This window comes from Meridianimarinicoccus sp. MJW13, from assembly GCF_014901205.1.
Taxonomy (GTDB): domain Bacteria; phylum Pseudomonadota; class Alphaproteobacteria; order Rhodobacterales; family Rhodobacteraceae; genus Meridianimarinicoccus.
Genome location: NZ_JACNMU010000003.1, coordinates 389,521 through 413,977, shown reverse-complemented (window position 1 = coordinate 413,977; position 24,457 = coordinate 389,521). Strand labels below are relative to the sequence as shown.

General features: G+C 63.9%; 22 protein-coding genes. 11 read left to right on the top strand and 11 right to left on the bottom strand.

What is annotated here, in order from left to right; genetic code table 11:
• Position 1: 1 nt before the first annotated feature.
• Both H8B03_RS07635 and H8B03_RS07630 read right to left on the bottom strand, forming a co-directional pair.
• Entirely contained in the window at positions 2 to 604 is a 603-nt protein-coding gene (locus tag H8B03_RS07635; protein WP_193141121.1) for an invasion associated locus B family protein, read from the bottom strand.
• Positions 605 to 1,473: 869 nt separating this feature from the next.
• Positions 1,474 to 2,820 (bottom strand): HlyC/CorC family transporter, encoded by a 1,347-nt coding sequence (locus tag H8B03_RS07630; RefSeq protein ID WP_193141120.1) that lies wholly within the window; start codon positions 2,818 to 2,820, stop codon positions 1,474 to 1,476.
• Between the two features lie 419 nt (positions 2,821 to 3,239).
• On the opposite strand from H8B03_RS07630, the gene H8B03_RS07625 reads away from it, so the two are divergent.
• The 3 genes from H8B03_RS07625 (at position 3,240) to H8B03_RS07615 (ending at position 7,689) form a co-directional block, all read left to right on the top strand.
• Complete coding sequence (locus H8B03_RS07625) at positions 3,240 to 4,325, top strand: TRAP transporter substrate-binding protein (RefSeq protein ID WP_193141119.1); 1,086 nt, start codon at positions 3,240 to 3,242, stop codon at positions 4,323 to 4,325.
• A 98-nt stretch (positions 4,326 to 4,423) separates the two neighbouring features.
• A complete protein-coding gene (locus H8B03_RS07620) occupies positions 4,424 to 5,320 on the top strand; it encodes a TRAP transporter small permease subunit (RefSeq protein ID WP_193141118.1) in 897 nt (298 codons plus the stop codon).
• 14 nt (positions 5,321 to 5,334) lie between these two features.
• Positions 5,335 to 7,689 carry a TRAP transporter large permease subunit gene (locus H8B03_RS07615; protein WP_193141117.1) on the top strand — a complete coding sequence of 785 codons (2,355 nt, stop codon included), beginning with the start codon at positions 5,335 to 5,337 and terminating at the stop codon, positions 7,687 to 7,689.
• A gap of 165 nt (positions 7,690 to 7,854) precedes the next feature.
• Here the strand turns inward: H8B03_RS07615 and H8B03_RS07610 are convergent, their stop codons facing one another.
• From H8B03_RS07610 to H8B03_RS07600, 3 genes are all read right to left on the bottom strand, one after another.
• Positions 7,855 to 8,691, bottom strand: a complete 837-nt coding sequence (locus H8B03_RS07610; protein ID WP_193141116.1) for an arginyltransferase — start codon at positions 8,689 to 8,691, stop codon at positions 7,855 to 7,857.
• A gap of 77 nt (positions 8,692 to 8,768) precedes the next feature.
• Positions 8,769 to 9,236 (bottom strand): RDD family protein, encoded by a 468-nt coding sequence (locus tag H8B03_RS07605; RefSeq protein ID WP_226925765.1) that lies wholly within the window; start codon positions 9,234 to 9,236, stop codon positions 8,769 to 8,771.
• A gap of 58 nt (positions 9,237 to 9,294) precedes the next feature.
• Positions 9,295 to 9,681, bottom strand: coding sequence for a DUF2852 domain-containing protein (locus H8B03_RS07600; RefSeq protein WP_193141115.1), 387 nt, complete (start codon positions 9,679 to 9,681; stop codon positions 9,295 to 9,297).
• A gap of 184 nt (positions 9,682 to 9,865) precedes the next feature.
• On the opposite strand from H8B03_RS07600, the gene H8B03_RS07595 reads away from it, so the two are divergent.
• Both H8B03_RS07595 and H8B03_RS07590 read left to right on the top strand, forming a co-directional pair.
• Entirely contained in the window at positions 9,866 to 12,658 is a 2,793-nt protein-coding gene (locus tag H8B03_RS07595; protein WP_193141114.1) for a glutamine-synthetase adenylyltransferase, read from the top strand.
• Positions 12,659 to 12,688: 30 nt separating this feature from the next.
• Complete coding sequence (locus H8B03_RS07590; RefSeq protein WP_193141113.1) at positions 12,689 to 12,973, top strand: hypothetical protein; 285 nt, start codon at positions 12,689 to 12,691, stop codon at positions 12,971 to 12,973.
• Here the strand turns inward: H8B03_RS07590 and eda are convergent.
• Both eda and edd read right to left on the bottom strand, forming a co-directional pair.
• A complete protein-coding gene (gene eda, locus H8B03_RS07585; RefSeq protein WP_193141112.1) occupies positions 12,966 to 13,610 on the bottom strand; it encodes a bifunctional 4-hydroxy-2-oxoglutarate aldolase/2-dehydro-3-deoxy-phosphogluconate aldolase in 645 nt (214 codons plus the stop codon). The genes H8B03_RS07590 and eda overlap by 8 nt on opposite strands.
• Before the next feature lie 14 nt (positions 13,611 to 13,624).
• Positions 13,625 to 15,442, bottom strand: coding sequence for a phosphogluconate dehydratase (gene edd / locus H8B03_RS07580; RefSeq protein WP_193141111.1), 1,818 nt, complete (start codon positions 15,440 to 15,442; stop codon positions 13,625 to 13,627).
• Positions 15,443 to 15,606: 164 nt separating this feature from the next.
• On the opposite strand from edd, the gene H8B03_RS07575 reads away from it, so the two are divergent.
• Together H8B03_RS07575 and H8B03_RS07570 are read left to right on the top strand one after the other, a co-directional pair.
• Positions 15,607 to 16,812 carry an RSP_2647 family RNA methyltransferase gene (locus H8B03_RS07575; RefSeq protein WP_193141110.1) on the top strand — a complete coding sequence of 402 codons (1,206 nt, stop codon included), beginning with the start codon at positions 15,607 to 15,609 and terminating at the stop codon, positions 16,810 to 16,812.
• Positions 16,812 to 17,363, top strand: a complete 552-nt coding sequence (locus H8B03_RS07570) for an RSP_2648 family PIN domain-containing protein (protein WP_193141109.1) — start codon at positions 16,812 to 16,814, stop codon at positions 17,361 to 17,363. Before H8B03_RS07575 ends, H8B03_RS07570 begins: the two co-directional genes overlap by 1 nt.
• 64 nt (positions 17,364 to 17,427) lie before the next feature.
• Here H8B03_RS07570 and ssb read toward each other — a convergent pair whose 3' ends face one another.
• The gene (gene ssb, locus H8B03_RS07565; protein ID WP_226925764.1) at positions 17,428 to 17,952 is read right to left on the bottom strand and encodes a single-stranded DNA-binding protein; all 525 of its coding nucleotides are present in this window, start codon (positions 17,950 to 17,952) and stop codon (positions 17,428 to 17,430) included.
• A 139-nt stretch (positions 17,953 to 18,091) separates the two neighbouring features.
• Between ssb and H8B03_RS07560 the strand changes: the two genes are divergently transcribed.
• Entirely contained in the window at positions 18,092 to 18,688 is a 597-nt protein-coding gene (locus tag H8B03_RS07560; RefSeq protein ID WP_193141108.1) for a lytic transglycosylase domain-containing protein, read from the top strand.
• A 103-nt stretch (positions 18,689 to 18,791) separates the two neighbouring features.
• Here the strand turns inward: H8B03_RS07560 and H8B03_RS07555 are convergent, their stop codons facing one another.
• Complete coding sequence (locus tag H8B03_RS07555; protein ID WP_193141107.1) at positions 18,792 to 20,291, bottom strand: CoA-acylating methylmalonate-semialdehyde dehydrogenase; 1,500 nt, start codon at positions 20,289 to 20,291, stop codon at positions 18,792 to 18,794.
• 98 nt (positions 20,292 to 20,389) lie between these two features.
• Between H8B03_RS07555 and H8B03_RS07550 the strand changes: the two genes are divergently transcribed.
• The 3 genes from H8B03_RS07550 to coaD all read left to right on the top strand — a co-directional run bounded on the left by H8B03_RS07550 (position 20,390) and on the right by coaD (position 22,392).
• The gene (locus tag H8B03_RS07550) at positions 20,390 to 21,268 is read left to right on the top strand and encodes a LysR family transcriptional regulator (RefSeq protein ID WP_193141106.1); all 879 of its coding nucleotides are present in this window, start codon (positions 20,390 to 20,392) and stop codon (positions 21,266 to 21,268) included.
• 96 nt (positions 21,269 to 21,364) lie between these two features.
• A complete protein-coding gene (locus H8B03_RS07545; RefSeq protein WP_193141105.1) occupies positions 21,365 to 21,799 on the top strand; it encodes a CBS domain-containing protein in 435 nt (144 codons plus the stop codon).
• Between the two features lie 98 nt (positions 21,800 to 21,897).
• Entirely contained in the window at positions 21,898 to 22,392 is a 495-nt protein-coding gene (gene coaD / locus H8B03_RS07540) for a pantetheine-phosphate adenylyltransferase (protein ID WP_193141104.1), read from the top strand.
• 66 nt (positions 22,393 to 22,458) lie between these two features.
• Here coaD and H8B03_RS07535 read toward each other — a convergent pair whose 3' ends face one another.
• Together H8B03_RS07535 and gap are read right to left on the bottom strand one after the other, a co-directional pair.
• Positions 22,459 to 23,124 carry a PEP-CTERM sorting domain-containing protein gene (locus tag H8B03_RS07535; protein ID WP_193141103.1) on the bottom strand — a complete coding sequence of 222 codons (666 nt, stop codon included), beginning with the start codon at positions 23,122 to 23,124 and terminating at the stop codon, positions 22,459 to 22,461.
• A gap of 175 nt (positions 23,125 to 23,299) precedes the next feature.
• Entirely contained in the window at positions 23,300 to 24,301 is a 1,002-nt protein-coding gene (gap, locus tag H8B03_RS07530) for a type I glyceraldehyde-3-phosphate dehydrogenase (RefSeq protein WP_193141102.1), read from the bottom strand.
• Positions 24,302 to 24,457: the final 156 nt, after the last annotated feature.

Below are 24,457 nucleotides of genomic sequence, written 5' to 3'. Positions count from 1 at the left end.
GTTATTGCGGCCGGGGCAGGGCCATCAACTCGTTATAGGCCGCGGTGAAGCCCGACAGCGATACTGTCAGCGAAATGCGGTTGTCCGGCGCCACCATCGGGTAGATGGCGATTTCGCCGTTCGAGCCGCTGCGCATCCGCGCGATTTCAGCCTCGTTCAGCCCCAGTTGCGCGATACAACCCTGGCGGTTGCAGAACTGGAACGGATAAGTGACGGCTTCGCCGCCATCTGCGCTGAAGGACACGCGGCGGGTCAGCAGGGTTTCCAGCGGCGTGATGACGGTGGCCCCTGCGGTCAGCTCGGGATTGTCCACCGGGAACAGGCTGAAATCAGCGGTCGGGTTGCCCTCGGGGTTCAGCAGCGTCTGCTGGATCTCGCAGGGATCGAAAGCCACCTGTTCCAGCCGGATGCAGCGCAGGGACCAGTCGCCATGGGTGGCAATCTCGTAGGTCTGGTTGGGCTGCGCATCGGCGCGGGACTGGGGCAGGGCAGCCGCAGCCGCCTGGGCTGCGTTGGGGGCCGCATTCGGGGCGGTTTGCTGGGCGGTGGCCGGAAGGGCCGCGATCAGGGTGCTCAGGGCACCGGCGATCAGGAAGTTGCGCATCTGAGGCTCCGTGTTGGTCGTTCTGACCTGCTCCTAGCATGGTGCAGAAAGCTTGTCAGAGGGAACCTAGGGAAGCGCGCGAAAAGTTTAAAGCACCCTTTGCAGGTCAAAGACGCGGCGCTGCGCGGGCAGGGAATGGACCGGCCCGCGGACAGGCGCTGCCGGACCTCGCCCGATCAATGACGCGCTGCTTCAATCCTGAATTGTGGTCGGGCCATTGCCCCGTGAGATCGCTGATGCGCCCCAACGGGACTATCCTCGAGATTTCTGCAGCGCAGCATAATGGAGCCATCTGCATTTTCCGCCGGATCCAGATCTCATTGCGCGAAGTCTGCTCAATATCCGGGTTGTGAGTTCTTCTGACAGAGCCGTATCGACGGGGCCGCCGACCGATCGGCAATGGACATCAACAACCGGTGCGAGACATCAGCACTGCGCGACAAGTCTCTGAATAGGCACAGCTATCAGGATGACCGGGTTTTGGGCAACATGCACCGTTGCCCCGTGGCGCGGGTCCCGAACCTGGGAAAGACCATGCTGTCAAATGCGAGATTTTCGATCTGTCTGCCGCAATTGCCGGCAAGTCCAAATCGTGGCGCGAGGGAATACACCCGGGTCGCAAAAGGGTTCCAGATCCCCAAAAAAATAAAAGGGCCCACGAAGGACCCTTTATTTTATTTTTGCTCCCTGTCGGACTGGCCGACTTATGTGGTGAACGCTACGGCGACTCGGATCAAGCGTCAACAGCCAATTACTGGTAAAACTGAAGTAAAAAGGGCCGCGCCAGAGGCGCGGCCAGTCCAACAGGGAGGAATATGCCAGGAACGGCCAAGACCGGCCCCGACAGGACCAAGGCTAGCGCGAAAAGGTTAATGCTCGGTAACCGTTCGTTCCGGCTTCGTTCGGGCCACCGACATCTTGATCTGGGTGATGCGGTTGTTCTCGCGGGCAAGGATCTCGAAGCGGAACCCGTGGAAGACGAACACCTGGCCGACGACCGGAATCATCTGGGCCTCGTGGATGACCAGTCCGGCGATGGTATTGGCTTCGTCATCGGGCAGGGACCAGTCGCGGGCGCGGTTCAGGTCGCGGATGGTCATGGCGCCGTCGATGATGAACTTGCCGTCCACATCGCGATGGATCATGTCCGCGGCGCTGTCGTCGAATTCGTCGGTGATCTCGCCCACGATCTCTTCGAGGATGTCCTCCAGCGTCACCAGCCCCTGAAGGTCACCGTATTCATCGACCACCAGCGCAAAATGGGTGTGCCGTTTCAGGAAGTGGCGCATCTGGTCGTCCAGCGTCGTGGTTTCCGGCACGAAATAGGGCTTGCGGGTCACCGACATGATGTCGAAGTCCAACACATGCGAGGGGTCCTTGATGGTGCCCTCGCTGCCGATCGTTTCCAGTGCGGCGCGCAACAGATCCCGGGCGTGGATCACCCCGACGATATTCTCGGGATCGTTGCGGAACACCGGCAGGCGCGTGTGCTGGGATTGCAGGGCCTGCGCGATGATCTCGGGCACCGGCTTGCTCACGTCGATCATCTCGATGTCGGAGCGGTGGCGCATGACTTCTTCCACGGTGCGGTCGCCCAGATCCAGCGCCCCCAGAAGGCGGTCGCGATCTTCTTTCTGAACCACGCCCTCGTGGTGCCCAAGGGTCAGCGTACCGATGATTTCCTCGCGCACGGACAGGACGTTGCGGCCCGGATCGATGCGCACGCCGAAGACCCGCAGGACCGAGCGCACGATGAAACGCACGACCGACACCGCCGGCGACAGCACCGTCACGATCACGTTGATCGCCGGTGCCGCCAGCGCCGCCGCGCGCTCGGACTGGGAAATCGCATAGGTCTTGGGCAAGACCTCGGAAAAGACCAGAACCAGCAGGGTCATGACCAGCGTCGCCATCGCGACACCGCCTTCGCCCAGGTATTTGGTGAACAGCGCCGTGGTCAGCGACGTCGCGAGGATGTTGGCCAGGTTGTTGCCCAGAAGGATGCCGCCGATCAGCCGTTCGCTGTCCTCGGTCAGTTTCAGTGCGGTGGCCGCCCCCTTGGATCCGGCGTCGGCCTGGTTGCGCAGCTTGCCGCGGGAGGAGGCCGTCAGCGCGGTTTCCGATCCCGAAAAGAAGGCCGAGCAGGCAAGGAGAATGAACACCGCCCCGGCGGTAATCCAGAATGCAAGGTCAAGACCCGTTGTCCCGTCGCTCATGGTGCAGATGCCTCCGTGCGTTTGCTGTCTTATGGGGGTCCGGACCGAAGGCTGCAAGGCACCTGAGTTGCACGAGGCAGGGCAGGCCGAACGCGGGCGGGCTGGCCGGACCGGCGCCCTGTGTGGGTCGGGGGGAGCGGCGAGGAGATCGAATCATCCGGTGTTTCGACGGAATCCCCGCTGCATCCCCGCTGCGCTGGTGACCCTAGGTCATCCTGCGCGTGCCTGGACCAAGACCCGCAATCTTCGTCTGCCGCGCTGCAGCAATGCAACATTTGATTGCTTACGAGCGGTAAACCCTGTTCATTTTGTTCACTAGGCAATTGCCACTATCCCTCAATTCGCTAGTCTCCCGGCACCGCCTGCGGCGTGGGTTCGCGCATCGTGGGTCAAAAAAATCAATGGGAGGTCCATACCGAATGAACCGTCGCTCTTTTCTGAAGAACTCCGCACTGGGTGGCACCGCCGCCGCAGCATCTTCGCTGGCCGCGCCGCTGTATGCGCAGGGCAACCGCACGCTGACCATGGTCACCACATGGCCGCGCGGCTTTGCAGGTCTGGCAGACGCCGCTGACCGCGCCGCCGCAAACATCAACGCGCTGACCGACGGGTCGCTGACCGTCGACGTCAAGCACGCGGGCGAACTTGTCGGAGCCTTCGAAGTATTCGACGCCGTGACCGCCGGTCAGGCCGACATGTATCACGGGGCTGACTATTACTTCGTCAACCAGCACCCCGCGTTCGCCTTCTACACCGGTGTGCCCTTCGGCATGACCGCGACCGAGCACAACAACTGGTACTACCACGGCGGCGGCATGGAAATGCACCACGCCCTGGGCGAGATCTTCGGCCTGAAGTCGTTCATGGCGGGCAACACCGGCGCGCAGTCGGGCGGTTGGTTCACCAAGGAAATCACCGGCCCGGAAGACTTCCAGGGTCTGAAATTCCGCATGCCGGGTCTGGGCGGTCGCGCCCTGGGCCACATGGGCGTGTCGGTGCAGAACCTGCCGGGCGGCGAAATCTACCAGGCCCTGGCCTCGGGCGCCATCGACGGCACCGAATGGGTCGGCCCCTGGTCGGACGAGAAGGTGGGCTTCCAGGAGATCACCAAGTTCTACTACACCGCAGGCTTCCACGAGCCGTCGGCGGGTCTGTCGCTGGCAACCAACCTTGAAGTCTTCGACAGCCTGACCCAGCAGCAGAAGGCCGCCATCGAAATCGGCGCCGCCGCTGCCGACCACTGGAACCTGCACCAGTACCTGATGAACAACGGTTCGGCGCTGCAGCGTCTGGCCTCGTCTGGCGTCAAGGTTCTGGAATTCCCCGACAGCGTCTGGGATGCCTTCGGTGCCGCGTCGATGCAGGTCTATGAAGAATTCATGGGCGATGATATCTTCAAGGAAACCTACGACGCCTATGTAGAGTCGATGGCAGCGTCTTCGGGCTGGATTTCCAAGTCTGACGCCACCTATCGCAATCAGCGGGACCGGGTGCTGGGCTCCTGATCCCAACCTGATCTGAACCGGCCCGCCCCCCGCGCAGGGGGGCGGGCCTTTGTGCAAAAGCGAGGTCCGGGACAAGGGCCCGCAGCGGGGAGAGGACGATGCTGGACGGTATCCTCTGGGTTGTCACCAATATCGGGACAGCCTTTTACAATTTCGGTTATGCCGTGACCCATCCGGGGCTCTGGCTGAACTGGTCCGACACCGAAGCGATCATGCGGTTTGCCTACTACGGTGGCTCGACCCAGCTCTTCTTCGTCATCTTCACCGCTTTCCTTGTGCTGACCGCCGTCGGCCTGTGGCGCAACAGCGTGCTCTGGGGCTATGTGCGCGGCGCGGAATGGTTCGGCAACACGGTCGGACGCTTCTTCGCCTGGGCCGGCCTGCTGATGGTCCTGCAACAGACGCTGATCGTCTTCCTGCAACGGATCTTCCTTGTCTCCGAGATTTCCATCGGCCCGTTCGGGACCGTGTTTACCAAGGATCTCAGCTGGTACGCCGAGGAACTGAAGCTTTATAACGCCATGATCGTGGCGCTGTGCTGCGCCTATACCTTCATCCAGGGCGGCCATGTGCGGGTGGATCTGGTCTATGGCTCGGTTTCGCGCCGGACCAAGAAGATCATCGACATGATCGGCTGCCTGATCTTCATGATCCCGGTGCTGACCCTGACGTGGATGTACGCCTGGTTCTTCCTGTGGCGTCACCTGATCACCCCGAAGATCTCGGCCAGCGACAAGATCGAAATGCTGATGCGCAAGGCGCGGATCGTGAAATGGAACGTGGAAACCATCGGCTTTTCGCCGAACGGCTTCAACGCCTACTTCCTGTTCAAGGTGCTGATCATGGCCTTCGTTGTCATGATGCTGATCCAGGCCATGGCCTTCTTCTATCGCAATCTTCTGGAACTGATCGAAGGCGAAGAAGCCGACGGCCGGTACCATGACGAGGACGTGCTGGGCGACGATCTGCCCGAGCACTTCCATGAATCCTTCTGAGGGGACCCTGACCCATGCTATTTGGACTTGATGGAGTCGAGGTCGGCCTGATCATCGTATTCTTCTGTCTCTTCGGAGGCATCATGACCGGCTTCCCGGTGGCTTTTGCCATCGGCGGGGCCGGGGTTCTGTCCTTCGGCATCATTGCCGCGCTGGACAGTACCGGATTGTTGATCCACCAGGCGGTGGACACCACCAGCGACGCCTATCGGGCGTTGATCGCCAATGGCGCCAACCAGATCAACATATCGCACTTCCGATACCCGGACTTACCCTTGATCGATCAGCCCCTGTTCCCGGGCGGTTGGGAGCAGGCCGTGGATCGCAACCTGTCGTTCATCGTGAACCGCATGAACGAACGCGTGTTTGCCGGTCAGTCGATCGAAACCCTGCTGGCGGTGCTGATGTTCGTGATGATGGGCATCACGCTGGAACGCTCGCGTATTGCCAATGACCTGCTGACCACCATGGCGCGGGTCTTCGGGCCGATGCCCGGCGGTCTGGCCGTGTCGGTCGTGGTCGTGGGCGCTTTCCTGGCTGCTTCGACCGGGATCGTCGGGGCGACCGTGGTGACGATGGGCCTGTTGTCGCTGCCTACCATGCTGCGCAACGGCTATTCGCCGTCGCTGGCCACCGGCGTCATTGCCGCGTCTGGCACGCTGGGCCAGATCATTCCGCCGTCGATCGTGATCGTTCTGCTGGGCACCCTGGCGGGCGACCTGTATTCGGCCGCGCAGGAAACACGGGCCCAGGCGGCCGGGTGTTCCGACGCGCTGACCTACCTGGGTGAAGCCGCCGTGGTGTCGGTCGGCACGCTGTTCCAGTCGGCGATCCTGCCCGGCATCCTGCTTGCCGGCCTCTATGCGGTCTATGCCCTGGGCTTCGCCCTGTACGATCCGCGGCACGCGCCGCCGGTCGAGATTGAGGACGTCAAAGGCGGCGAAGTCATCACCCGCAGCGAAGGTCTGACCTGGTTCCTGGGTATGCCCATCGCGCTGATCGGTGGCGCCATCCTGCTGGCACAGATCGGGATTGTCGGATCACAGGACATCACCGTCGACAGTTATTCGGATGCCTCTGAATCCGCCGTCCTGCGGACCAGTGTCTCGGAACAATGTCAGGCGTCGATGATCGAACTGCACGGGCAGGAGAAATGGGATCTGGCCATCGAGCAGCAGGAGGCCATCGAGGCTTCGGGCGGGGCGCAAGCCAGCCGCGCGCTGAGCGCCGAAGAGATCGAAACGGCCCGGGTCGAGAAGATCGCCAATGCCGCGCCGATCAGCTCGGGTCTGGCGACCATGTTCATCATGCTGGCGCTGGTCCTGACCACCGCCCGTGGTGTGGCCCCGACCGCCGATCCGACCCCGCTGGCCATCGGTCTGGCGGGTGTGGGTCTGGCCTTCGTGGTGGACTGGTTCCTGATCAGCCCGACAACCAGCGAAGGGGCCAGCTTCCTGCTGTTGGTGATCCCGCTGCTGCTGATCGCCTATGGTTGTCGCGAGGCCATCACCCGCCTGTCGCAGAACGAGCTTCTGCGCGTGGTCTTTCCGCCGCTGATCCTGATTGTCGCGGTGCTGGGCTCGATCCTGGGCGGGATCACCAACCCGACCCCGGCGGCGGCACTTGGCGCATCCGGCGCGATCATGCTGGCGGCCTATCGCAAGCTGCGGGATGACAGCCGGTCGGGCAAGATCATCATCTGGGCGTCCTTTGCCATCATTCTGATGATCCTTGTGGGGGTGAACTTCGACCTGCGGATCACCCGCTCGGAAGTGATGTTCGAAGAATACATCGCCTTCATCGTGGCCCTTCTGACCTATCACTTTGCCATCTTCGGCATCCTCTACAGCTGCTGGGTGCTGCTGCGGGGCGGGGTGCTGACCCCGGTGGTGCGCGAGACGGCCAAGGTGACCTCGATGGTCTTTACCATCCTGATCGGCAGCCAGGTGCTGAACCTCGTGGTGATTTCCTTCGGAGGGGAACACTACATCCAGCAATTCCTGCGCAGTTTCGACAACGAGCTTGTCGTCTTCCTGCTGGTGATGCTGGTGCTGTTCATCCTGGGCTTCGTGCTGGACTTTCTCGAGATCATCTACATCGTGATCCCGATCGTCGGGCCGGTGATCTATGGCGGCACGATGGATCCCAAGTGGGTCACCATCATGATCGCGGTGAACCTGCAGACCAGCTTCCTGACACCACCCTTCGGCTTCGCGCTTTTCTACCTGCGCGGGGTGGCGCCGCCCGAGGTCGCCACCCGTGACATCTACAAGGGGGTTCTGCCCTTCGTGTTGATCCAGGTGGCGGGACTGGGCCTGTTGTGGCTGTTCCCCAGCGTGGTCACCATCGTACCGAACCTGCTGAACTGACCGGATCGGACACCGGGGCGCTGCAGCCCCGGCCCGGACCAACCAAGGCCGTCCCTTCGGGGGCGGCTTTTTCGTGGCGTGGCGGCGCGTGGCAGACGGAAAAACACCCCGGATACCGGGGTGTGGCAGGTCGTACGAATTGCGGGATTTCGGGCGCGCCGGACCCTAGCGCTTGATCGGCACGCTGTCGGGCAGCGAGATCCGCGCCACCTGTTCGGCAATCGGATCGACCGACAGCGGATGGGTCTCGGTCTCGTGGCATTCGGGATCGCCGATGTCCTGCCAGACCCCGTGCTTATAGACCTCAAGCGCGCTGAAGCCGGCCTTGTAGCCCATCTTCGGGCTGCTCGGCACCCAGTAGCCCAAGTAGACATAGGGCAGGCCGCTTTCGCGGGCGATCTCGATATGATCGAGGATGACATGGGTGCCCAGCGAGCGGCGGTTCTCGTCTGGTTCGTAGAAGGAATAGACAAGGCTCAGCCCGTCATCCAGAACGTCCGTCAGGCACACGGCCTTGAGGTCGCCGCGCACCAGGTTGGGCGATTCCCGGACTTCGTATTCTATGACGCGCGACCGGATCGGGGTTTCCTCGATCATCGCGGCGAATTCGAAGATGTCCATGTCGGCCATGCCGCCATCGGCGTGGCGGTTGTCCAGATAGCGGCGGAAGAGCGAGAACTGCTCTTCGGTGGCCCAGGGAGAATTGGCCCGTCGCTTGAGGTCGCCATTGCGGCGCAGGGTCTTGCGTTGCGCGCGGCTGGGTTCGAAATCCGCCACCCGGATACGGGCCGACATGCAGGCGGTGCATTCCGCGCAGGAGGGCCGGTAAAGCACGTTCTGCGATCGGCGGAACCCCTGTTTGGACAGCGTGTCGTTCAGGGTTTCGGCGGTTTCGCCCTGCAAGGCCGTGAACAGCTTCCGCTCCATCCGCCCATCCAGATAGGGGCAGGGTTGCGGCGCAGTTACATAGAACTGCGGGGCAATGGGAAGCGTATGGCGCATGGGCTCCTCGACCTGTTTCGAGGGAGCCTAGCAATCCCGAACGAAACCGCCAAGCCCCCTTGGGACACACCGCGCGTTCAGGGCTTGCGCGACAGGTTGATGGCGGCGGTGCCCAGCAGCATGTCATGCAGGCCCTGACCGCGCGACGAGGTCAGCATCAGGATGATCGAGATGATCTGAAGCACGAAGAAGGTGGTCATGAAATAGAACATCAGCACGTGCAGGGTGGCGGTTGCGGTGTCGAACCGTTCGCCGCGGCTGTTGCGGAATTCGATCGCCATCAGGCGCATGCCGGGGGTGGCAGACCGGCTGGACATGGCCCAGATCCGATAGACCAGACCCACCGCAAGGAACAGGAAGCCGAAGAAAAACAGCCCCGTGAACGCGGTGAACGGAATCGCCAGCAGGCTGATCCCCAGGATCAGGACGGTGTCGACCAGCCACGCGAAGAACCGCTTGATCGTGGTGTCGGCATAGAAGTCGCCATGGGTGTCCGGGTCGGGCAGGCCCCACAGCGCGGTGTCAGGTTGAATCATGGATGTCATTGCAATCGGTCCGCGAAGAAAAGGCAAGGCCCCCCTAGAGGGGGGGCCATGAAGGGCGTCAGGCGCTTTCCGGTGCAGCGGGGGCTGCGGCCGTCCGGACGCGTTCGTCCATGAACTGGTCGAATTCGGCCTTGTCCTTGGCTTCCCGCAGACGCTTGAGGAATTCCTGGAAGCTGTCTTGTTCTTCTTCCAGCCGGCGCAGGGTTTCGGCCTTGTAGGCGTCAAAGGCGCTGTTGCCCGAAGACTTGAAGGCATAGGTGGCGTTGCGGGTGTGGCGGGAACATTTCCCAAACATGCGTTTGCTCCAGATCATATAGGCGAGAAGGGCGAGGCCAATGGGCCAGAAGACAATGAAGCCGAGGATCATGGCCGCGATCCAGGCGCCTTTGCCGCGCTGATCGAGCCAGGTTTCTGCGGCCGTAGGCCAGGTTGCGACGGTGCTCATCGGGATCTCCGTGTTGGTTGTGTGTATGTGAACTGTCTTCACATTGAATAGATTGGGTGCGCCCGCCGCCGCTTCAAGGGTTCATGTGAAAACTTTTTACATTCGCATCTGCAGCAAGATCGGGCGGCGTGCCGTGACCCTGCGGTGCGTTGACCCCGGCGCGGCGAGACGACAGGCTCCGCCCATGACCTTTGCTGATCAGATCACCCGCGCGCCGATTCCCCATGACACCGTTCTGGCACAGGATGCCCTGTCGCAACTGGGCTGGGCCAGCGGGCGCACCCGTGACCTGCTGTGCGGTACGGCTGGATGCAGCCCTTATCTGGCCGGCCTGATGACCCGGCACCGCGACTGGCTTGAGGCGGCCCTGGACCAGGATCCCGCCACGGTCATAGCCGCCGAGATCGCCGCCCTGGAGCCAGGGCCGGCGTCGGACACGGGCAAGGCCCTGCGGTTGGCCAAGCAGCGGGTGGCGCTGTTGACCGGGCTGGCGGATCTGGGCGGGGTCTGGGGGCTGGATGCGGTCACCGGCGCCCTGACGCAACTGGCGGACCGGGCCAGCGATGTGGCGCTGAAATCCGCGCTGATCCTGCCGCTGACACGGGGCAAGATCCCCGGCCAATCGCTGGACGATCTGGATCAGGCCGCCGGTCTGACCGTGCTGGCCATGGGCAAGATGGGCGCGTTCGAGCTGAATTATTCTTCGGACATCGACCTGATCTGCCTGTTCGACGACAGCCGGTTCGAGGGCCCCGACGTGATGGAAGCGCGCGCCATCTTCATCAAGGCGGTCCGGCAGGCCATGGGGCTGTTGTCCGACAACACCGGCGATGGCTATGTGTTTCGCACCGATCTGCGATTGCGGCCTGACCCCTCGGTGACGCCGGTGGCCGTGTCGATCACGGCGGCAGAGCGCTACTACGAAGCCTTGGGCCGGGCGTGGGAGCGGGCGGCCTATGTCAAGGCGCGCCCCTGTGCCGGGGATCTGGAAGCAGGCAATCGGTTCCTGAAGGACATCCGCCCGTTCATCTGGCGCCGCCATCTGGATTTCGCGACGATTCACGAGGCGCAGGACATGCGCCTGAAGATTCGCGCCCAGAAGGGCCGGGCCTCGGACAGGCTGGACGGGCGCAACGTGAAGCTCAGCCCCGGCGGCATCCGCGAGATCGAGTTCTTCACCCAGACCCGCCAGTTGATCGCCGGGGGCCGCGATCCCGAGTTGCGGATGCGTGAAACCCGCCACGGCCTGGCCGCCCTCGCGGAAAAGGGTTGGGTGACCTCAGACGTGGCGACGACGCTGGACGCCGACTATCTTGTCCTGCGCGAAATAGAGCATCGCCTGCAAATGGTGCAGGATGCCCAGACCCATGCGCTGCCTTCGGCGGACGAGGGTTGGCAACGGCTGGCGGATTTCACCGGCGTCGGGGATGTGGCGCAACTGAAGGAGTCCCTGCGCGAACGCTTTGAACGGGTCTATGCGCTGACCGAGGAGTTCTTTGCCCCTGAGCGTGCGGACTCCCTGCTGCCCGAGATGACCGGCACAGCGGAAAAAGTGGTGGACCGCTGGAAATCCTATCCCGCGTTGCGCTCGGAACGGGCGCAGGAAATCTTTGCCCGTCTGCTGCCCAAGCTTCTGGCCGGCTTTCAACGCGCGGCCGATTCCGACGAAGCGATCTTGCAGTTTGACGGGTTTCTCAAGGGGTTGCCTGCCGGCGTTCAGGTGTTTTCCCTGTTCGAGGCCAACCCGCAACTGATCGACTTGATGGTCGATATCAGTTCTACCGCCCCGGCATTGGCGCAGTATCTGTCCAACAATTCGGGCGTGCTGGACGCGGTCATCGGCGGGGATTTCTTCGAAGCCTGGCCGGGCAGTGCCCAGTTGACCGAGGAACTGTCAGCGCTGCTGGCCAACCCCGATCTGGACTATGAATTGCGGCTGGACACCACGCGCCACTGGCAGAAGGACTGGCATTTCCGCATTGGCGTGCATCATCTGCGCGGATTGGTCAGCCCGGATGAGGCGGCGGCAGAGTATTCCGATCTGGCCGAGGCCGTGGTGCAGGGCATGTGGCAGGCCACCTGTGCCGAGTTTTCGCGCAAGCACGGGGTGGTGCCGGGCAGCCGGGCGATCGTTCTGGGCATGGGCTCGCTGGGCGCGCGCAAGCTGGGCGCGCGCTCTGATCTGGATCTGATCGTCATCTACGACGCGCCGCCCGATGCGGAGTCCGACGGCAAGCGTCCGCTGGAGGCGCGCACCTATTTCGCGCGGCTGACCAAGGCGCTGGTGACCTCGCTGTCGGCGCAAACGGCAGCGGGCACGCTGTACGAAGTCGACATGCGGTTGCGGCCCTCGGGACGGCAGGGACCGGCGGCGGCGTCCTGGACCTCGTTCCAGGCCTATCAGCGCAAGGAGGCCTGGACGTGGGAGCATCTGGCCCTGACCCGCGCGCGGGTTGTGGCCGGCACAGAGGGTCTGGGCGCGGAGTTCGAAGCCTTCCGCCGCAAACTTCTGGCCGGGCCGCAGGATCGGGCCAAGGTCCTGCAGGATCTGGCCGACATGCGTCGGCGGCTGTCCGAGGCCAAGCCGCGCAAGGGTGTGTGGGACGTGTCGAACGGCCCGGGCGGTTTGCAGGATATCGAATTGTTCGGCCAGGCCATCGCGCTTCTGGCCGGGGATCCAGAGACCGGCAGTGCCGCACAACTGCGGCTGGAGACCGATCTGGCCTCGGCCGAAGTGCGCGCCAAACTGCTCGAGATCGGCACCCTGCTGGCGGCGGTGAAATCCGTGGCGCGGCTGTTGACCGGACGCGGGCTGGAGCCGTCGCGCCTGGGGCAGGGCGGGTTGGCGATGCTGCTGCGCGATGGCAAATGCGGCGATCTTGAGGCGTTGGAGCTCGCGCTGGACACGGCCACCACAACGGCCGCAGACATGATCGATGTCGCAATCAAATCCGGGGAAGGCGCGGATGAGACGTAGCAACGGGGCCGCGACCGCTAGACAGTTGCCATGGCACCGATAACGCGAGACCCGCGCGATCCCAAGAACCTGATCGCGGACAGCTACCGGATCGACGGCATAACCGCCGCGGATTGCCGGGCGATCTTTTTTGACTGGGCGCTGTCCCTCCCCGACGGGGTGGAGGCCGCCAGTGTCGCGCAGCAGCTATTGCAGATCCACGCGCCGGAAAACCCCGATCATCCGATGACCGGGGTTCTGCGCGAGGCGATGGCCGGAACCGAGCTGCCCCGGCGGCGCGGGGGACGCGCCGCGCGGGTGCCGGGATCTAGCTGACTTCCAGGGCTGCGGCTTCGGCGGCCAGCTTGGTGATGCCGTCCCAGTCGCCCTTTGCCACCAGATCGGCCGGGGCCACCCACGAGCCTCCGGCGCAGACCGTGTTGGGCAGCGACAGATAGGTGTTGGCATTGGCCAGCGAGACACCGCCGGTCGGACAGAAGGCGATCTGCGGCAGGGGGCCAGCCAGAGATTTCAGTGCCGGTGCGCCGCCGATGGCCTCGGCCGGGAAGAACTTTTGGAAGCTGTAGCCGCGTTCCAGCAGGTACAGCGCTTCGGTCGCAGTGGCGGCGCCGGGCAGCATGGCCAGATCGATGGCCTCGCAGACATCCAGCACCTTGTCGGTTGATCCGGGCGAGACTGCGAAAGTTGCGCCCGCGTCCTGGGCGCGGCGCGCGTCATCGGGCGTCAGCACGGTGCCCGCGCCGACGATGGCGCCCGGCACATCCGACATGGCGCGCATCGCGTCCAGCGCCTGCGGCGTGCGCAGGGTGACTTCCAGCGCATAAAGACCACCGGCGACCAGGGCCTGGGCCAGATCGGCGGCGCGTCCGGCATCCGAGACCACCAGAACAGGGATGATCGGCGCCTTGCGGGCCACGGCGATCAGACGTTCGCTTGCGATTTGGGGGGTCATGTCGTGTCCTTCGATTAGCTGTCGGCAGGCAGAGCCACACTGGCCCCGGATGTAGCGGGTCCAACATTGGCGCGGAAGGCGGAAAACAACTCGCGGCCCATCCCGAAACCATTGGCCGAAAGGTCGGGTTCCACAGCAGGCCGATCGGCAACGCCTTCGGTGACCACCTCCAGCACCCCGGCCTCGGCATCGACGCGGATCACGTCGCCATCGGCGATGCGCGCCAGCAGACCGCCTTCGGTGGCTTCGGGCGTGACATGGATGCAGGCGGGCACCTTGCCGGATGCCCCCGACATGCGGCCATCGGTGACCAGCGCCACTTTCAGCCCGCGATCCTGCAGCACGCTCAGGGTCGGGGTCAGGTTGTGCAGTTCCGGCATGCCGTTGGACTTGGGACCCTGGAAGCGAACGACAACAATGGTGTCCTCGGTGAATTCACCTGCCTGGAAGGCGGCCTTGACCGATCCCTGGTCCTGGAACACCCGTGCGCGGGCTTCGATGACGCGGCGTTCTGGCGCCACGGCCGAAACCTTCATGACACCACGCCCGAGGTTTCCTGCAAGCTGCTTCAGCCCGCCGGATGTCTGGAACGGATCGGTGGCAGGACGCAGGATCTTGTCGTTCAGGCTTGTGCCCGCGCCCTTGTCCCAGGTCAGAGTGCCGTCGCTGAGCTTGGGCTCTTGCGTGTAAAGCTCCAGCCCGTCGCCGGCGACGGTCTTGGTGTCGTCGTGCAGCAACCCGGCTTCCAGCAGCTGGCCGATCATGTAGCCCAGCCCGCCCGCAGCGTGGAAGTGGTTCACGTCTGCCAGACCGTTGGGATAGACCTTGGCCAGCAGCGGCGTGATCTCGGACAATTCCGCGAAATCTTCCAGATCCAGAATCACACCGGCGGCCCGTGCCATGGCGGGCAGGTGAATCACAAGGTTGGTCGAACCGCCCGTGGCCATCAGCCCGACGATGCCGTTGACGAACGCGCGCTCGTCCAGCACGTCGCAGGTCGGGGTATAGGCGTTGCCAAGGGCTGTGATTGCCAGCGCCCGCTCGGTCGCGGCGACGGTCAGCGCCTCGCGCAGCGGCGTGTTCGGATTGACGAAACTGGAGCCGGGCAGGTGCAGGCCCATGAACTCCATCAGCATCTGGTTGGTGTTGGCGGTGCCGTAGAAGGTGCAGGTGCCCGGCCCGTGGTACGAGGCCATCTCGGCCTCCATCAGCTTGTCGCGGCCCACTTCGCCCGCGGCGAACTGGTTGCGGACACGGGCCTTTTCATCGTTGGGCAGACCGCTGGTCATGGGACCGGCGGGGATGAAGATCGCCGGAATATGGCCGAAGGTGGCCGCGGCCATGATCAGCCCCGGCACGATCTTGTCGCAGACGCCCAGATAGGCCGCCGCGTCATAGGTGTTGTGCGACAGCGCGACGCCCGCCGCCATGGCGATCACATCGCGCGAAAACAGCGACAGCTCCATGCCGGGTTGACCTTGCGTGACACCGTCACACATGGCCGGAACGCCGCCAGCCACCTGGGCTGTGGCCCCGGCCGTCTGCGCCGTGCGGCGGATCAGATCGGGAAAGGTTTCGAACGGCTGATGCGCCGACAGCATGTCGTTATAGGCGGTGACGATGCCCAGGTTGGGCGCCCGCGCTCCGGCCAGCGTGGCCTTCTGGTCGCCCATCGCCGCATAGGCATGGGCCTGGTTCCCGCAGGTCAAATGGGCGCGCGCCGGGCCATCCTCGGCGGCAGCACGCATCCGGGCCAGATAGGCGTTGCGGGGCTTGTCACTGCGGGAACGGATCCGGTCTGTGACTTTCTCGACGATTGGATGTAGGGCCATGGGACCTCCCGGCGTCTTGGCGAATTCTCGCGTCGTATAAGCCGTTAGCGCTATCAATGCCAGTGGAAACGACAGGCTGCGGCAGGAAGGAGCACGGTGATGATTGCGCATTCCGGTAAATTGCGTCAATCACCGGCAGACCCCCCAAGCAAACAGGAGCGGCCATGAACGCCCCCAGCGCATCGGCGACCGGCACCATTCGGTTGCGCCCGAAGATCGACCCCCGTCCCATTCGTCACGGGTTTCCATGGGTTTATGGCAACCAGGTGGTCACCGACCGGCGCACCAAGGCGTTGGCGCCGGGATCGCTCGCGGTTCTGGAAGATGCCGAGCGCGGGCCGATTGCCCTGGTCACCGTCAACCCGGACTCGAAGATCATCGCGCGGGTGCTGGATCCCGATCCCGCCGCGCTGGTCGATGCCGACTGGATGACGGCGCGGATCGCCCGCGCACTGGCGCATCGCGATCGGTTGTATGCCGCGCCCTTCTACCGGCTGATCCATGCCGAGGCCGACGGTCTGCCCGGTGTCATCATCGACCGGTTCGGTGATGTGGCGGTGATCCAGCCCAACGCGGCCTGGGCCGATTCGCGACTGGATATGCTCACGGACGTGCTGAGCGATGTCACCGGCGTCACCACGGTGCTGATGAACGGCGCGGGCCGGGCGCGCAAGCTGGAAGGCCTGGATGAGGCCAGCCGCCCCTTGCGCGGGGCGGTCGAGGGGCCGATCCCGGTGCCGATGAACGGCGCCACCTATCTGGCCGATGTTCTGGGCGGGCAGAAAACCGGGCTGTTCTTCGACCAGCGCGACAACCATGCCTTCGCCGCCGGTCTGGCGCAGGGCGCGCGGGTGCTGGACGTGTTTTCGCATGTGGGCGGTTTCGGGCTGGCGGCGCTGGCCGCAGGGGCTGACAGCGCGCTCGCGGTGGATGGTTCGACACCGGCGTTGGTTCTGGCCACGCAGGGGGCATCGGCCAGCGGTGTCGCGGAGCGGTTCAATACCCGGCAAGGCGACGCGTTCGAGGTGATGACCACGCTGGCGCAGGAAGGCGCGCAATTCGATCTGGTGATCTGCGACCCGCCGGCCTTTGCGCCGTCGAAACAGTCGCTGGACGCGGGCTTGCGCGCCTACGAGCGCGTGGCGCGGCTGGGCGCATCGCTGGTGGCACCGGGGGGCTATCTGGGCCTGTGTTCCTGTTCCCATGCCGCGACGATCGAGAAATTCCGCGCCGCGTCTGTCCGTGGGTTGGGACGGGCCGGGCGACAGGGGCAGGTGATCCACACCGGCTATGCCGCGCCGGATCATCCGCAGCATCCTCAGCTGGCCGAATCCGGCTATCTCAAGGCGCTGTTCTTCCGGGTCTGGTGATGCGGCTGCTGATCGATGCCTGCGTTCTGTATCCCACGGTGCCGCGCGCCCTGATCCTTGGGCTGGCGCAGACGGGCTGGGCCGAGGTGCGCTGGAGCGCACGCATCCTTGAAGAATGGCGCCGTGCCGTGCTGCGCCAACATCCTGAACAGGCCGGGCAGGTCACACGGGAAATCGCCAGTCTTCAGGCGCTGTTTCCGGGAGCAGAGGTTGCGCCGGATGCGGCGGTGGAATCGGGGCTCAGCCTGCCCGACGACAATGATCGGCATGTTCTTGCCGCAGCCCTTGCCGCGCAGGCGAGCGATCTGGTGACCTTCAACCTGCGCGATTTTCCGGGCCGAACCCTGGCCCGTCACAGCCTGCGACCGCGCCATCCAGATGAACTGTTGCTGGAGGCGCTGGACGACCGGCCAAAGCAGGTGACCCAACTGGCGCAACAGATCGTGGCCCCGCTCTGTACCGGACCCGTGACCCCGGCAGACCTGCGCCGCATCCTGAAAAAGGCGCGGCTGCCCCGGTTGGGCAAGGCGCTGGCAGCGCGGGGCAGCTGACACCCCGAGGTAAAAACGCAACGAGCCGCCCAAGGGGGCGGCTCGCAAATCCGTTGATCTGGGCTCAGAACGGGATTTCGTCGTCGTCAATGCCCGAGGAGGGAGGCTGACTGCCGCCACCGCCACCGCCGCCCTGACCGCCGCCATAGCCACCGCCCGATCCACCACGATCGTCATATCCGCCGCCGCTGCCACCACCGCCGAAGCTGCCTCCGCCGCCACCGCTACCGCCTTCGGAACGGCCATCCAGCATGGTCAGTTCGCCCTTGTAGGGGCGCAGGACAACCTCGGTGCTGTAGCGGTCATTGCCGCTTTGATCCTGCCACTTGCGGGTTTCCAGTTGGCCTTCCAGATAGACCTTCGATCCCTTGCGCAGATACTGCTCGGCCACCTTGGCCAGCGGCTCCGAGAAGATCGCGACGCTGTGCCATTCGGTGCGTTCGCGGTTCTCGCCGGTGTTGCGGTCGCGCCAACGTTCCGACGTGGCAATGCGCAGGTTCACCACCTTGCCGCCGTTCTGGAAGGTGCGCACCTCGGGGTCGCGCCCCAGATTGCCCACCAGGATGACCTTGTTCACCGATCCTGCCATGATGTTGCCTTTCGCGATTCCTGTTGTTGATCGCTTTAAACCACGCAGTCGCGGGCAGGAACAGCCGCTGCGCGACGGAACGCTGGCATTGCGGGCAAAAATTGGCTATGGCTTGCCAAAAGAGCAGAGCAGGCACCTCATGCGCAAGACACCCTTGGCAGGGCTTTTGATCGGCAGTCTTCTGGCCGCCCCGGTGGCGGGTGACCAGGCGCGCGTGTCCAGCAAGGCGCGCTCGTCGATCTTCAAGTCGCAGACCGATGTGCTGGATCGGCGCTCCTCGAAGCAATACGAATATTCCTCGCGTCTGCAGCCGCAGACCGATTTTTCCGGTGCGATCCGCCTGCCGGGCGTGTCGAACTCGAAATACCGCGGGATCTATCTGCCGGTGGCCGAGTCCGTCGCGCGCAAGCATCGCGTGCCGCAAAGCCTGTTCACCCGGCTGGTGCAGCAGGAAAGTGCGTGGAACCCGCGCGCGGTGTCGCCCAAGGGGGCCATCGGGCTGGCGCAACTGATGCCGCAGACCGCAAGGTATCTGGGCGTCGACCCCCATGACCCGCATCAGAACCTGGAAGGCGGCGCGCGCTACCTGCGGCGCCAGTACGAACGGTTCGGATCCTGGCGACTGGCGCTGGCCGCTTATAACGCCGGACCTGGCGCCGTCGAAAAATACAACGGCGTGCCCCCCTACAAGGAAACCCAGAACTACGTGCGCAAGATCCTTGGACTGCCGGGATAGTCGAGACTGACCGGCTGCACCGCCGCCGCTGAAAGCGCCTTGCACGCACATGAAAAAGCCCCGGTCGATGCCGGGGCTTTCTGCGTTTCGTATGTGTTGTGGATCAGTCCAGCGCCTTGAAGTTCAGCGCCGCGCCGTCCTTGATCCCCGAGAACCACCGCGCGGTCACGGTCTTGGTCTTGGTGTAGAACCGGAAGGCATCGGGGCCATACTGGTTCAGATCGCCGAAGGCCGACTTCTTCCAGCCGCCGAAGGTGTAGTAGCTGAGCGGCACCGGGATCGGGAAGTTGATGCCGACCATGCCCACGTTCACCCGGCTGGCAAAGTCCCGCGCGGTGTCGCCATCGGCGGTAAAGATCGAGGTGCCGTTGCCGTAGTCATTGTCGATGACCAGCTGCAGCGCCTCTTCGTAGGTCTCCTTGCGCACGGTGGACAGCACCGGGCCAAAGATCTCCTGCTTGTAGATCTCCATGTCCGGCGTGACCTCGTCGAACAGGCTGGGACCGACGAAGAAGCCGTTTTCATAGCCCTGAAGCGTGAAGCCGCGCCCATCGACCACCAGCTTCGCGCCCTGGTCCACGCCGGAGTCGATCAGACCGGTGATGCGCTCCTTGGCGGCGGCGGTGATGACCGGGCCGAAGTCCACGTCGTCGCCGGCGGTATAGGGGCCGACCTTCAGCTTCTCGATGCGCGGCACCAGCTTTTCGATCAGGCGGTCGGCGGTTTCCTGCCCCACCGGAACAGCCACCGAGATCGCCATGCAGCGTTCGCCTGCCGCGCCGAAACCGGCGCCGATCAGCGCATCGGCGGCCTTGTCCAGGTCGGCATCCGGCATCACGATCATGTGGTTCTTGGCACCGCCGAAACACTGGGCGCGCTTGCCGTTGGCCGCTGCGCGGCCATAGATGTACTGCGCGATGGGGGTGGAGCCGACAAAGCCCACCGCCTGAATGGTCTCGTTGTCGAGGATCGCGTCAACAGCTTCCTTGTCGCCGTTCACCACCTGCAGCACGCCGTCGGGCAGCCCGGCTTCCTTGAAGATCTCGGCCAGCAGCAGTGCGGTCGAAGGGGCGCGCTCGGACGGTTTCAGGACCATCGCGTTGCCGGCGGCGATGGCGGGGGCCATCTTCCACAGCGGGATCATGGCGGGGAAGTTGAACGGGGTGATGCCCGCGACCACGCCCAGCGGCTGGCGCATGGAATACAGGTCGATGCCGGGACCGGCGCTGTCGGTGTAGTCGCCCTTCAGGAAGCTGGGGGCGCCCATGCAGACTTCGACCACTTCCAGGCCGCGCTGCACGTCGCCGCGCGCGTCGGGCAGGGTCTTGCCATGCTCCCGGCTCAGCACCTCGGCCAGCTTGTCCATGTTCTCTTCGATCAGCGCGCCGAATTTCATGATGATGCGGGCGCGGCGCTGGGGGTTGACCTTGGCCCATTCCTGCTGCGCTGCTGCGGCCTTGTCGATGATCGCGTCCATCTCGGCTGCGGTGGCCAGATCGACCTGCGCCTGAACCTCGCCGGTTGCCGGGTTGTAGACATCCGCCGTGCGGCCCGAAGTGCCCCGCACCTGAGCGCCGTTGATATAATGACCGATTGCTTGCATCACGTCCTCCATTGACTTGACGCGACCCTAGCATTGCGAAAATGCGGAAGCTATAGGATGTTCGGCAAAGTCATTTTGCAAAATTTCAGGTGTAGCCCATGCAGCCCGACGATCTGATGGTGTTCCTGATGGTGGCCCGACGCGGCAGCATCACCGCCGCCGCCCAGCATCTGGGCAAGGATGCGGCCACGGTGGGGCGCCGTGTGGCGCGGCTGGAAAACGATCTTGGCGAAACGCTGTTTGCGAAATCTCCCAAGGGATATCACCTGACCGAGGCCGGGCACGGCCTGCTGCCCAAGGCCGAAACGATGGAGGAACTGGTCACCGACATCAAAGGCGGCTTCCGGCAAGTGGGGCGGCACATCGACGGCAAGATCCGCATCGGGGCGCCGGACGGATGCGCCACCTTCCTGTTGCCGCAGGTCTGCGCCCGGCTGACCCGCGACAATCCCGGCCTGGTGATCGAGGTCGTGGCCACGGCGCGGGAAACCGACCTTCTGGGGCGCGAGGTCGATCTGGCGGTCACGCTCAGCCCGCCCACGGCCAAGGCGGTCGAGCATCTGCATCTGGCCGACTACGAGCTTCATCTGGCCATGGCGCGGCGGCTGGCAGGCACGGTCGCCGATCCCCTGCGCGACCTGCCGGTGATCTCGTATATTCCCGAACATCTGATCGACCCGGCGCTGGATATTCCCGACGACCTGATTTCGGGCCAGCGGGTGCTGCGGTCGAACTCGGTGCTGGTGCAATGGCAATGGCTGCGGCAGGGGGCAGGGCTGGGACTGGTGCATGATTTCACCCTGCGGCAGGACCCCGGCCTGATGCGGGTGAAACCCGACTTCACCATCCATCGCAGCTATTACCTGGCCAGCCGTCGCGCCGACAACCGGTTCGACCGGATGCGCCGGTTCCGTTCCATGCTGCTGCGGCAGGTCGCGCAGGAAATCAGCCGTCCGTCCGTGCAACCGGCAGACTGATTTGCGCAGACCTGCGGATAGTGCTTGACACTTTCTTCAAGGGGCGGAGACTCGAGGGTAATATTATTGCTCAAGAGAGAGTGTCGGGAGGCCACCATGCGAGTCCATCAAATCCTCAACTCCAAGTCCGATGACGGCGTGGTAACCATCAAGCCGGGCACCAGCGTCGAATCCGCCGCGCAATTGCTTGCCGAAAAGCGGATCGGTGCAGTGATCGTGTCGGACGATGGCGAAGTGGCGATCGGCATCCTGTCCGAGCGTGATGTGGTGCGCGAACTGGGCAAGCGCGGCGCGTCCTGCATGTCGGACATGGTGGACGACCTGATGACCGCAGATCCGATCAGCTGCACGATGAACGAAGACAGCTCGGAAGTGTTTCAGAAGATGACCGAGGGCCGGTTCCGTCACCTGCCCGTGATCGAGGACGGCAAGATGGTCGGCCTGATCTCGATCGGCGATGTGGTCAAGGCGCAGCTCAGCACCCTGTCGATGGAGAAAGATGCCCTGCAAGGCATGATCATGGGCTACTGAAACCGGCGGGCCGCAGGCCTGCGGCCCAACGTCTCTTGCAATGCGCAACTTATTATTGTTGCGTTGCCGGGCATTCTAACGACCGACGGAACATCATCATGCGCATCGGGCTTTATCCAGGGACATTCGACCCGCTGACCTTGGGACATGCCGACATCATCCGGCGCAGCTGTTCGCTGGTCGATCGGCTGGTCGTCGGGGTCGCCATCAACCGCGACAAGGGCCCGCTGTTCTCGCTCGACGAACGCGTGGCCATGGTGGAAAGCGAAGCGCCAAGGCTGAGCGCCGGCACCGGGTGCGAGATCGTGGCCCATCCGTTCGAAAACCTGCTGATCGACTGTGCCCGCGATGTGGGCGCTTCGGTCATCCTGCGCGGCCTGCGCGCGGTGTCGGATTTCGAGTACGAATTTCAGATGGTGGGGATGAACCGGGCGCTGAGTTCCGAGGTCGAGACGGTCTTCCTGATGGCCGAGGCCCAGCATCAGGCCATCGCCTCGCGGCTGGTCAAGGAAATCGCGCGTCTGGGCGGGGATGTTTCAAAGTTCGTCAGCGCCGATGTGCGCGACCAGTTGGTGGCAAAGTTCCAGGGCTAGGGCAGCCACCGTGAAACGATCGGCAAGGGATGGGGCCCCCGCAACGGGTGGCCCCTTTTTCGTGCATCAGGCGCGCGGCTTGCGCAGGCGGCGGCCGGCCACCCCAAGCGCGCCCAGCCCAAGCGCCAGCATCGGCAAGGCAGCCGGCAGCGGCACAGGTGCCGGCGTGTTGGAGGGCGCCACGGCAATGCTGTCCGTCACGGTCTTGCCGTCGATCTTGAAGTGCAAACCGGTGTAGCCATAGTTTTCATAGTAGGTCAGCACGAAATCCACCGGATTGCTGCCGACGTCATAGGACACATTGGTGTAGCCAAAGCCGCGCGGGCTGCTGCGGCGCGAAATCTCGGTGCCGTTGATGCTCAACGCGAAGCCGTCATCCGAACCGACCGAAAACGTCTTGGTGCCGCTGCCGGGCTGGAAGCGGCCCGAGATGCGGACAACGCTGGTTTGAAGGCTGGTGGGCTTGGTGCCCGTATACGAGGCCGCATCGACGCCCAGGAAGTCCGAAATGCTGCGGCGGTCCGAGATGGAGCCGATCCAGCCATTGGGATAGTCGATCATCGTCGACACGAACTGTCCCGTGGTCGTGGTCGAATTGGCAAATCCGATGGCGTCGTCAACGCTGCGGAAGCCCCGCGTGCTGTCCCAGAACTCGCCCAGATAGCTTGCGGCATGGCTGGCCCCCGACGACAGGACCAAAGTGGTGGCGACGACAATACCCGTGATTTTCATGACTTTGACTCCTAACCGGGAAACTCTACCGAGGCGGTTCTACGCTTCCGGGGCAGGCTGTCTCAAGAAAAGGGTGACCTCACGGTTAATGCCGGGGCGAGGGCGGAATCGTGACCGAAAACGAAAACGGCCCCGAAGGGCCGTTGTCAGATACGTCTGGGATCGGCGGAACCGATCAGATGAGCTGACCCAGAACCCGCGCGGTATCGGCCATGCGGTTCGAGAAGCCCCATTCGTTGTCATACCAGCTGAGGATTCGCACCATGTTGCCATCCATCACCTTGGTCTGATCGGTGTGGAAGATCGAAGAATGCGGGTCATGGTTGAAATCCATCGACACGTTCTTGGCGTCGGTATAGCCCAGCACACCCTTCAGCGGGCCATCGGCGGCAGCACGGATGACCGCGTTGATCTCTTCGACGGTGGTGTCGCGGCTGGCTTCGAACACCAGGTCCACGACCGAGACGTTCGGCGTGGGCACGCGGATGGCGACGCCGTCCAGCTTGCCGTTCAACTCGGGCAGCACCAGACCCACGGCCTTGGCGGCGCCGGTCGAGGTCGGGATCATCGACATGGCAGCAGCGCGGGCGCGGTACATGTCCTTGTGCATGGTGTCCAGTGTCGGCTGGTCGCCGGTGTAGCTGTGGATCGTGGTCATGAACCCGCGCGTGATGCCGATGGCGTCATGCAGGGGCTTGGCGACCGGCGACAGGCAGTTGGTGGTGCAGGATGCGTTCGATACCACCAGATCCTCGGCGGTCAGCGTGTCGTGGTTGACCCCATAAACGATGGTCTTGTCAGCGCCCGATGCAGGGGCCGAAACCAGAACGCGCTTGGAGCCGTTTTGCAGATGCATCGCGGCCTTTTCGCGGTCGTTGAAAATGCCGGTGCATTCCAGCGCCACATCGACACCGTCCCAGGGCAATTCCTTGGGATCGCGGATTGTGGTGACCTCGATCGGGCCGCGCCCGATGTCGATGGTGTTGCCATCCACCTTTACCTCGCCGGGGAACCGGCCATGCACGCTGTCAAAGCGCAGCAAGTGGGCATTGGTTTCCACCGGGCCGAGATCGTTGATGGCGACGACTTCCACGTCGGTCCGGCCGCTTTCGGCAATGGCTCGCAGCACATTGCGACCGATACGTCCAAATCCGTTGATGGCCAGTTTGACAGTCATGGGATCCTCCAGACAGGGGCCTGTGTCGCGACCGAAAAATGGCGCGACGTTGATAGCGCTAACTTCTATGCCGGTACCTATGCCATACACGCCATCCTGGTCAACCGCGTTAACGTGTCACGCGGCAGGTGAAGACACGCGAAAAGGGCCGGCACA

Coding starts and splice junctions, on each gene's coding strand:
- H8B03_RS07625 (WP_193141119.1), top strand. CDS start 3,240: ATGAACCGTCGCTCTTTTCTGAAGAACTCCGCACTGGGTGGCACCGCC.
- H8B03_RS07560 (WP_193141108.1), top strand. CDS start 18,092: ATGCGCAAGACACCCTTGGCAGGGCTTTTGATCGGCAGTCTTCTGGCC.
- gap (WP_193141102.1), bottom strand. CDS start 24,301: ATGACTGTCAAACTGGCCATCAACGGATTTGGACGTATCGGTCGCAAT.
- H8B03_RS07595 (WP_193141114.1), top strand. CDS start 9,866: ATGACCTTTGCTGATCAGATCACCCGCGCGCCGATTCCCCATGACACC.
- eda (WP_193141112.1), bottom strand. CDS start 13,610: ATGACCCCCCAAATCGCAAGCGAACGTCTGATCGCCGTGGCCCGCAAG.
- H8B03_RS07555 (WP_193141107.1), bottom strand. CDS start 20,291: ATGCAAGCAATCGGTCATTATATCAACGGCGCTCAGGTGCGGGGCACT.
- ssb (WP_226925764.1), bottom strand. CDS start 17,952: ATGGCAGGATCGGTGAACAAGGTCATCCTGGTGGGCAATCTGGGGCGC.
- H8B03_RS07545 (WP_193141105.1), top strand. CDS start 21,365: ATGCGAGTCCATCAAATCCTCAACTCCAAGTCCGATGACGGCGTGGTA.
- H8B03_RS07605 (WP_226925765.1), bottom strand. CDS start 9,236: ATGACATCCATGATTCAACCTGACACCGCGCTGTGGGGCCTGCCCGAC.
- H8B03_RS07590 (WP_193141113.1), top strand. CDS start 12,689: ATGGCACCGATAACGCGAGACCCGCGCGATCCCAAGAACCTGATCGCG.
- H8B03_RS07630 (WP_193141120.1), bottom strand. CDS start 2,820: ATGAGCGACGGGACAACGGGTCTTGACCTTGCATTCTGGATTACCGCC.
- H8B03_RS07620 (WP_193141118.1), top strand. CDS start 4,424: ATGCTGGACGGTATCCTCTGGGTTGTCACCAATATCGGGACAGCCTTT.
- H8B03_RS07635 (WP_193141121.1), bottom strand. CDS start 604: ATGCGCAACTTCCTGATCGCCGGTGCCCTGAGCACCCTGATCGCGGCC.
- H8B03_RS07570 (WP_193141109.1), top strand. CDS start 16,812: ATGCGGCTGCTGATCGATGCCTGCGTTCTGTATCCCACGGTGCCGCGC.
- H8B03_RS07550 (WP_193141106.1), top strand. CDS start 20,390: ATGCAGCCCGACGATCTGATGGTGTTCCTGATGGTGGCCCGACGCGGC.
- H8B03_RS07535 (WP_193141103.1), bottom strand. CDS start 23,124: ATGAAAATCACGGGTATTGTCGTCGCCACCACTTTGGTCCTGTCGTCG.
- H8B03_RS07575 (WP_193141110.1), top strand. CDS start 15,607: ATGAACGCCCCCAGCGCATCGGCGACCGGCACCATTCGGTTGCGCCCG.
- coaD (WP_193141104.1), top strand. CDS start 21,898: ATGCGCATCGGGCTTTATCCAGGGACATTCGACCCGCTGACCTTGGGA.
- H8B03_RS07610 (WP_193141116.1), bottom strand. CDS start 8,691: ATGCGCCATACGCTTCCCATTGCCCCGCAGTTCTATGTAACTGCGCCG.
- edd (WP_193141111.1), bottom strand. CDS start 15,442: ATGGCCCTACATCCAATCGTCGAGAAAGTCACAGACCGGATCCGTTCC.
- H8B03_RS07600 (WP_193141115.1), bottom strand. CDS start 9,681: ATGAGCACCGTCGCAACCTGGCCTACGGCCGCAGAAACCTGGCTCGAT.
- H8B03_RS07615 (WP_193141117.1), top strand. CDS start 5,335: ATGCTATTTGGACTTGATGGAGTCGAGGTCGGCCTGATCATCGTATTC.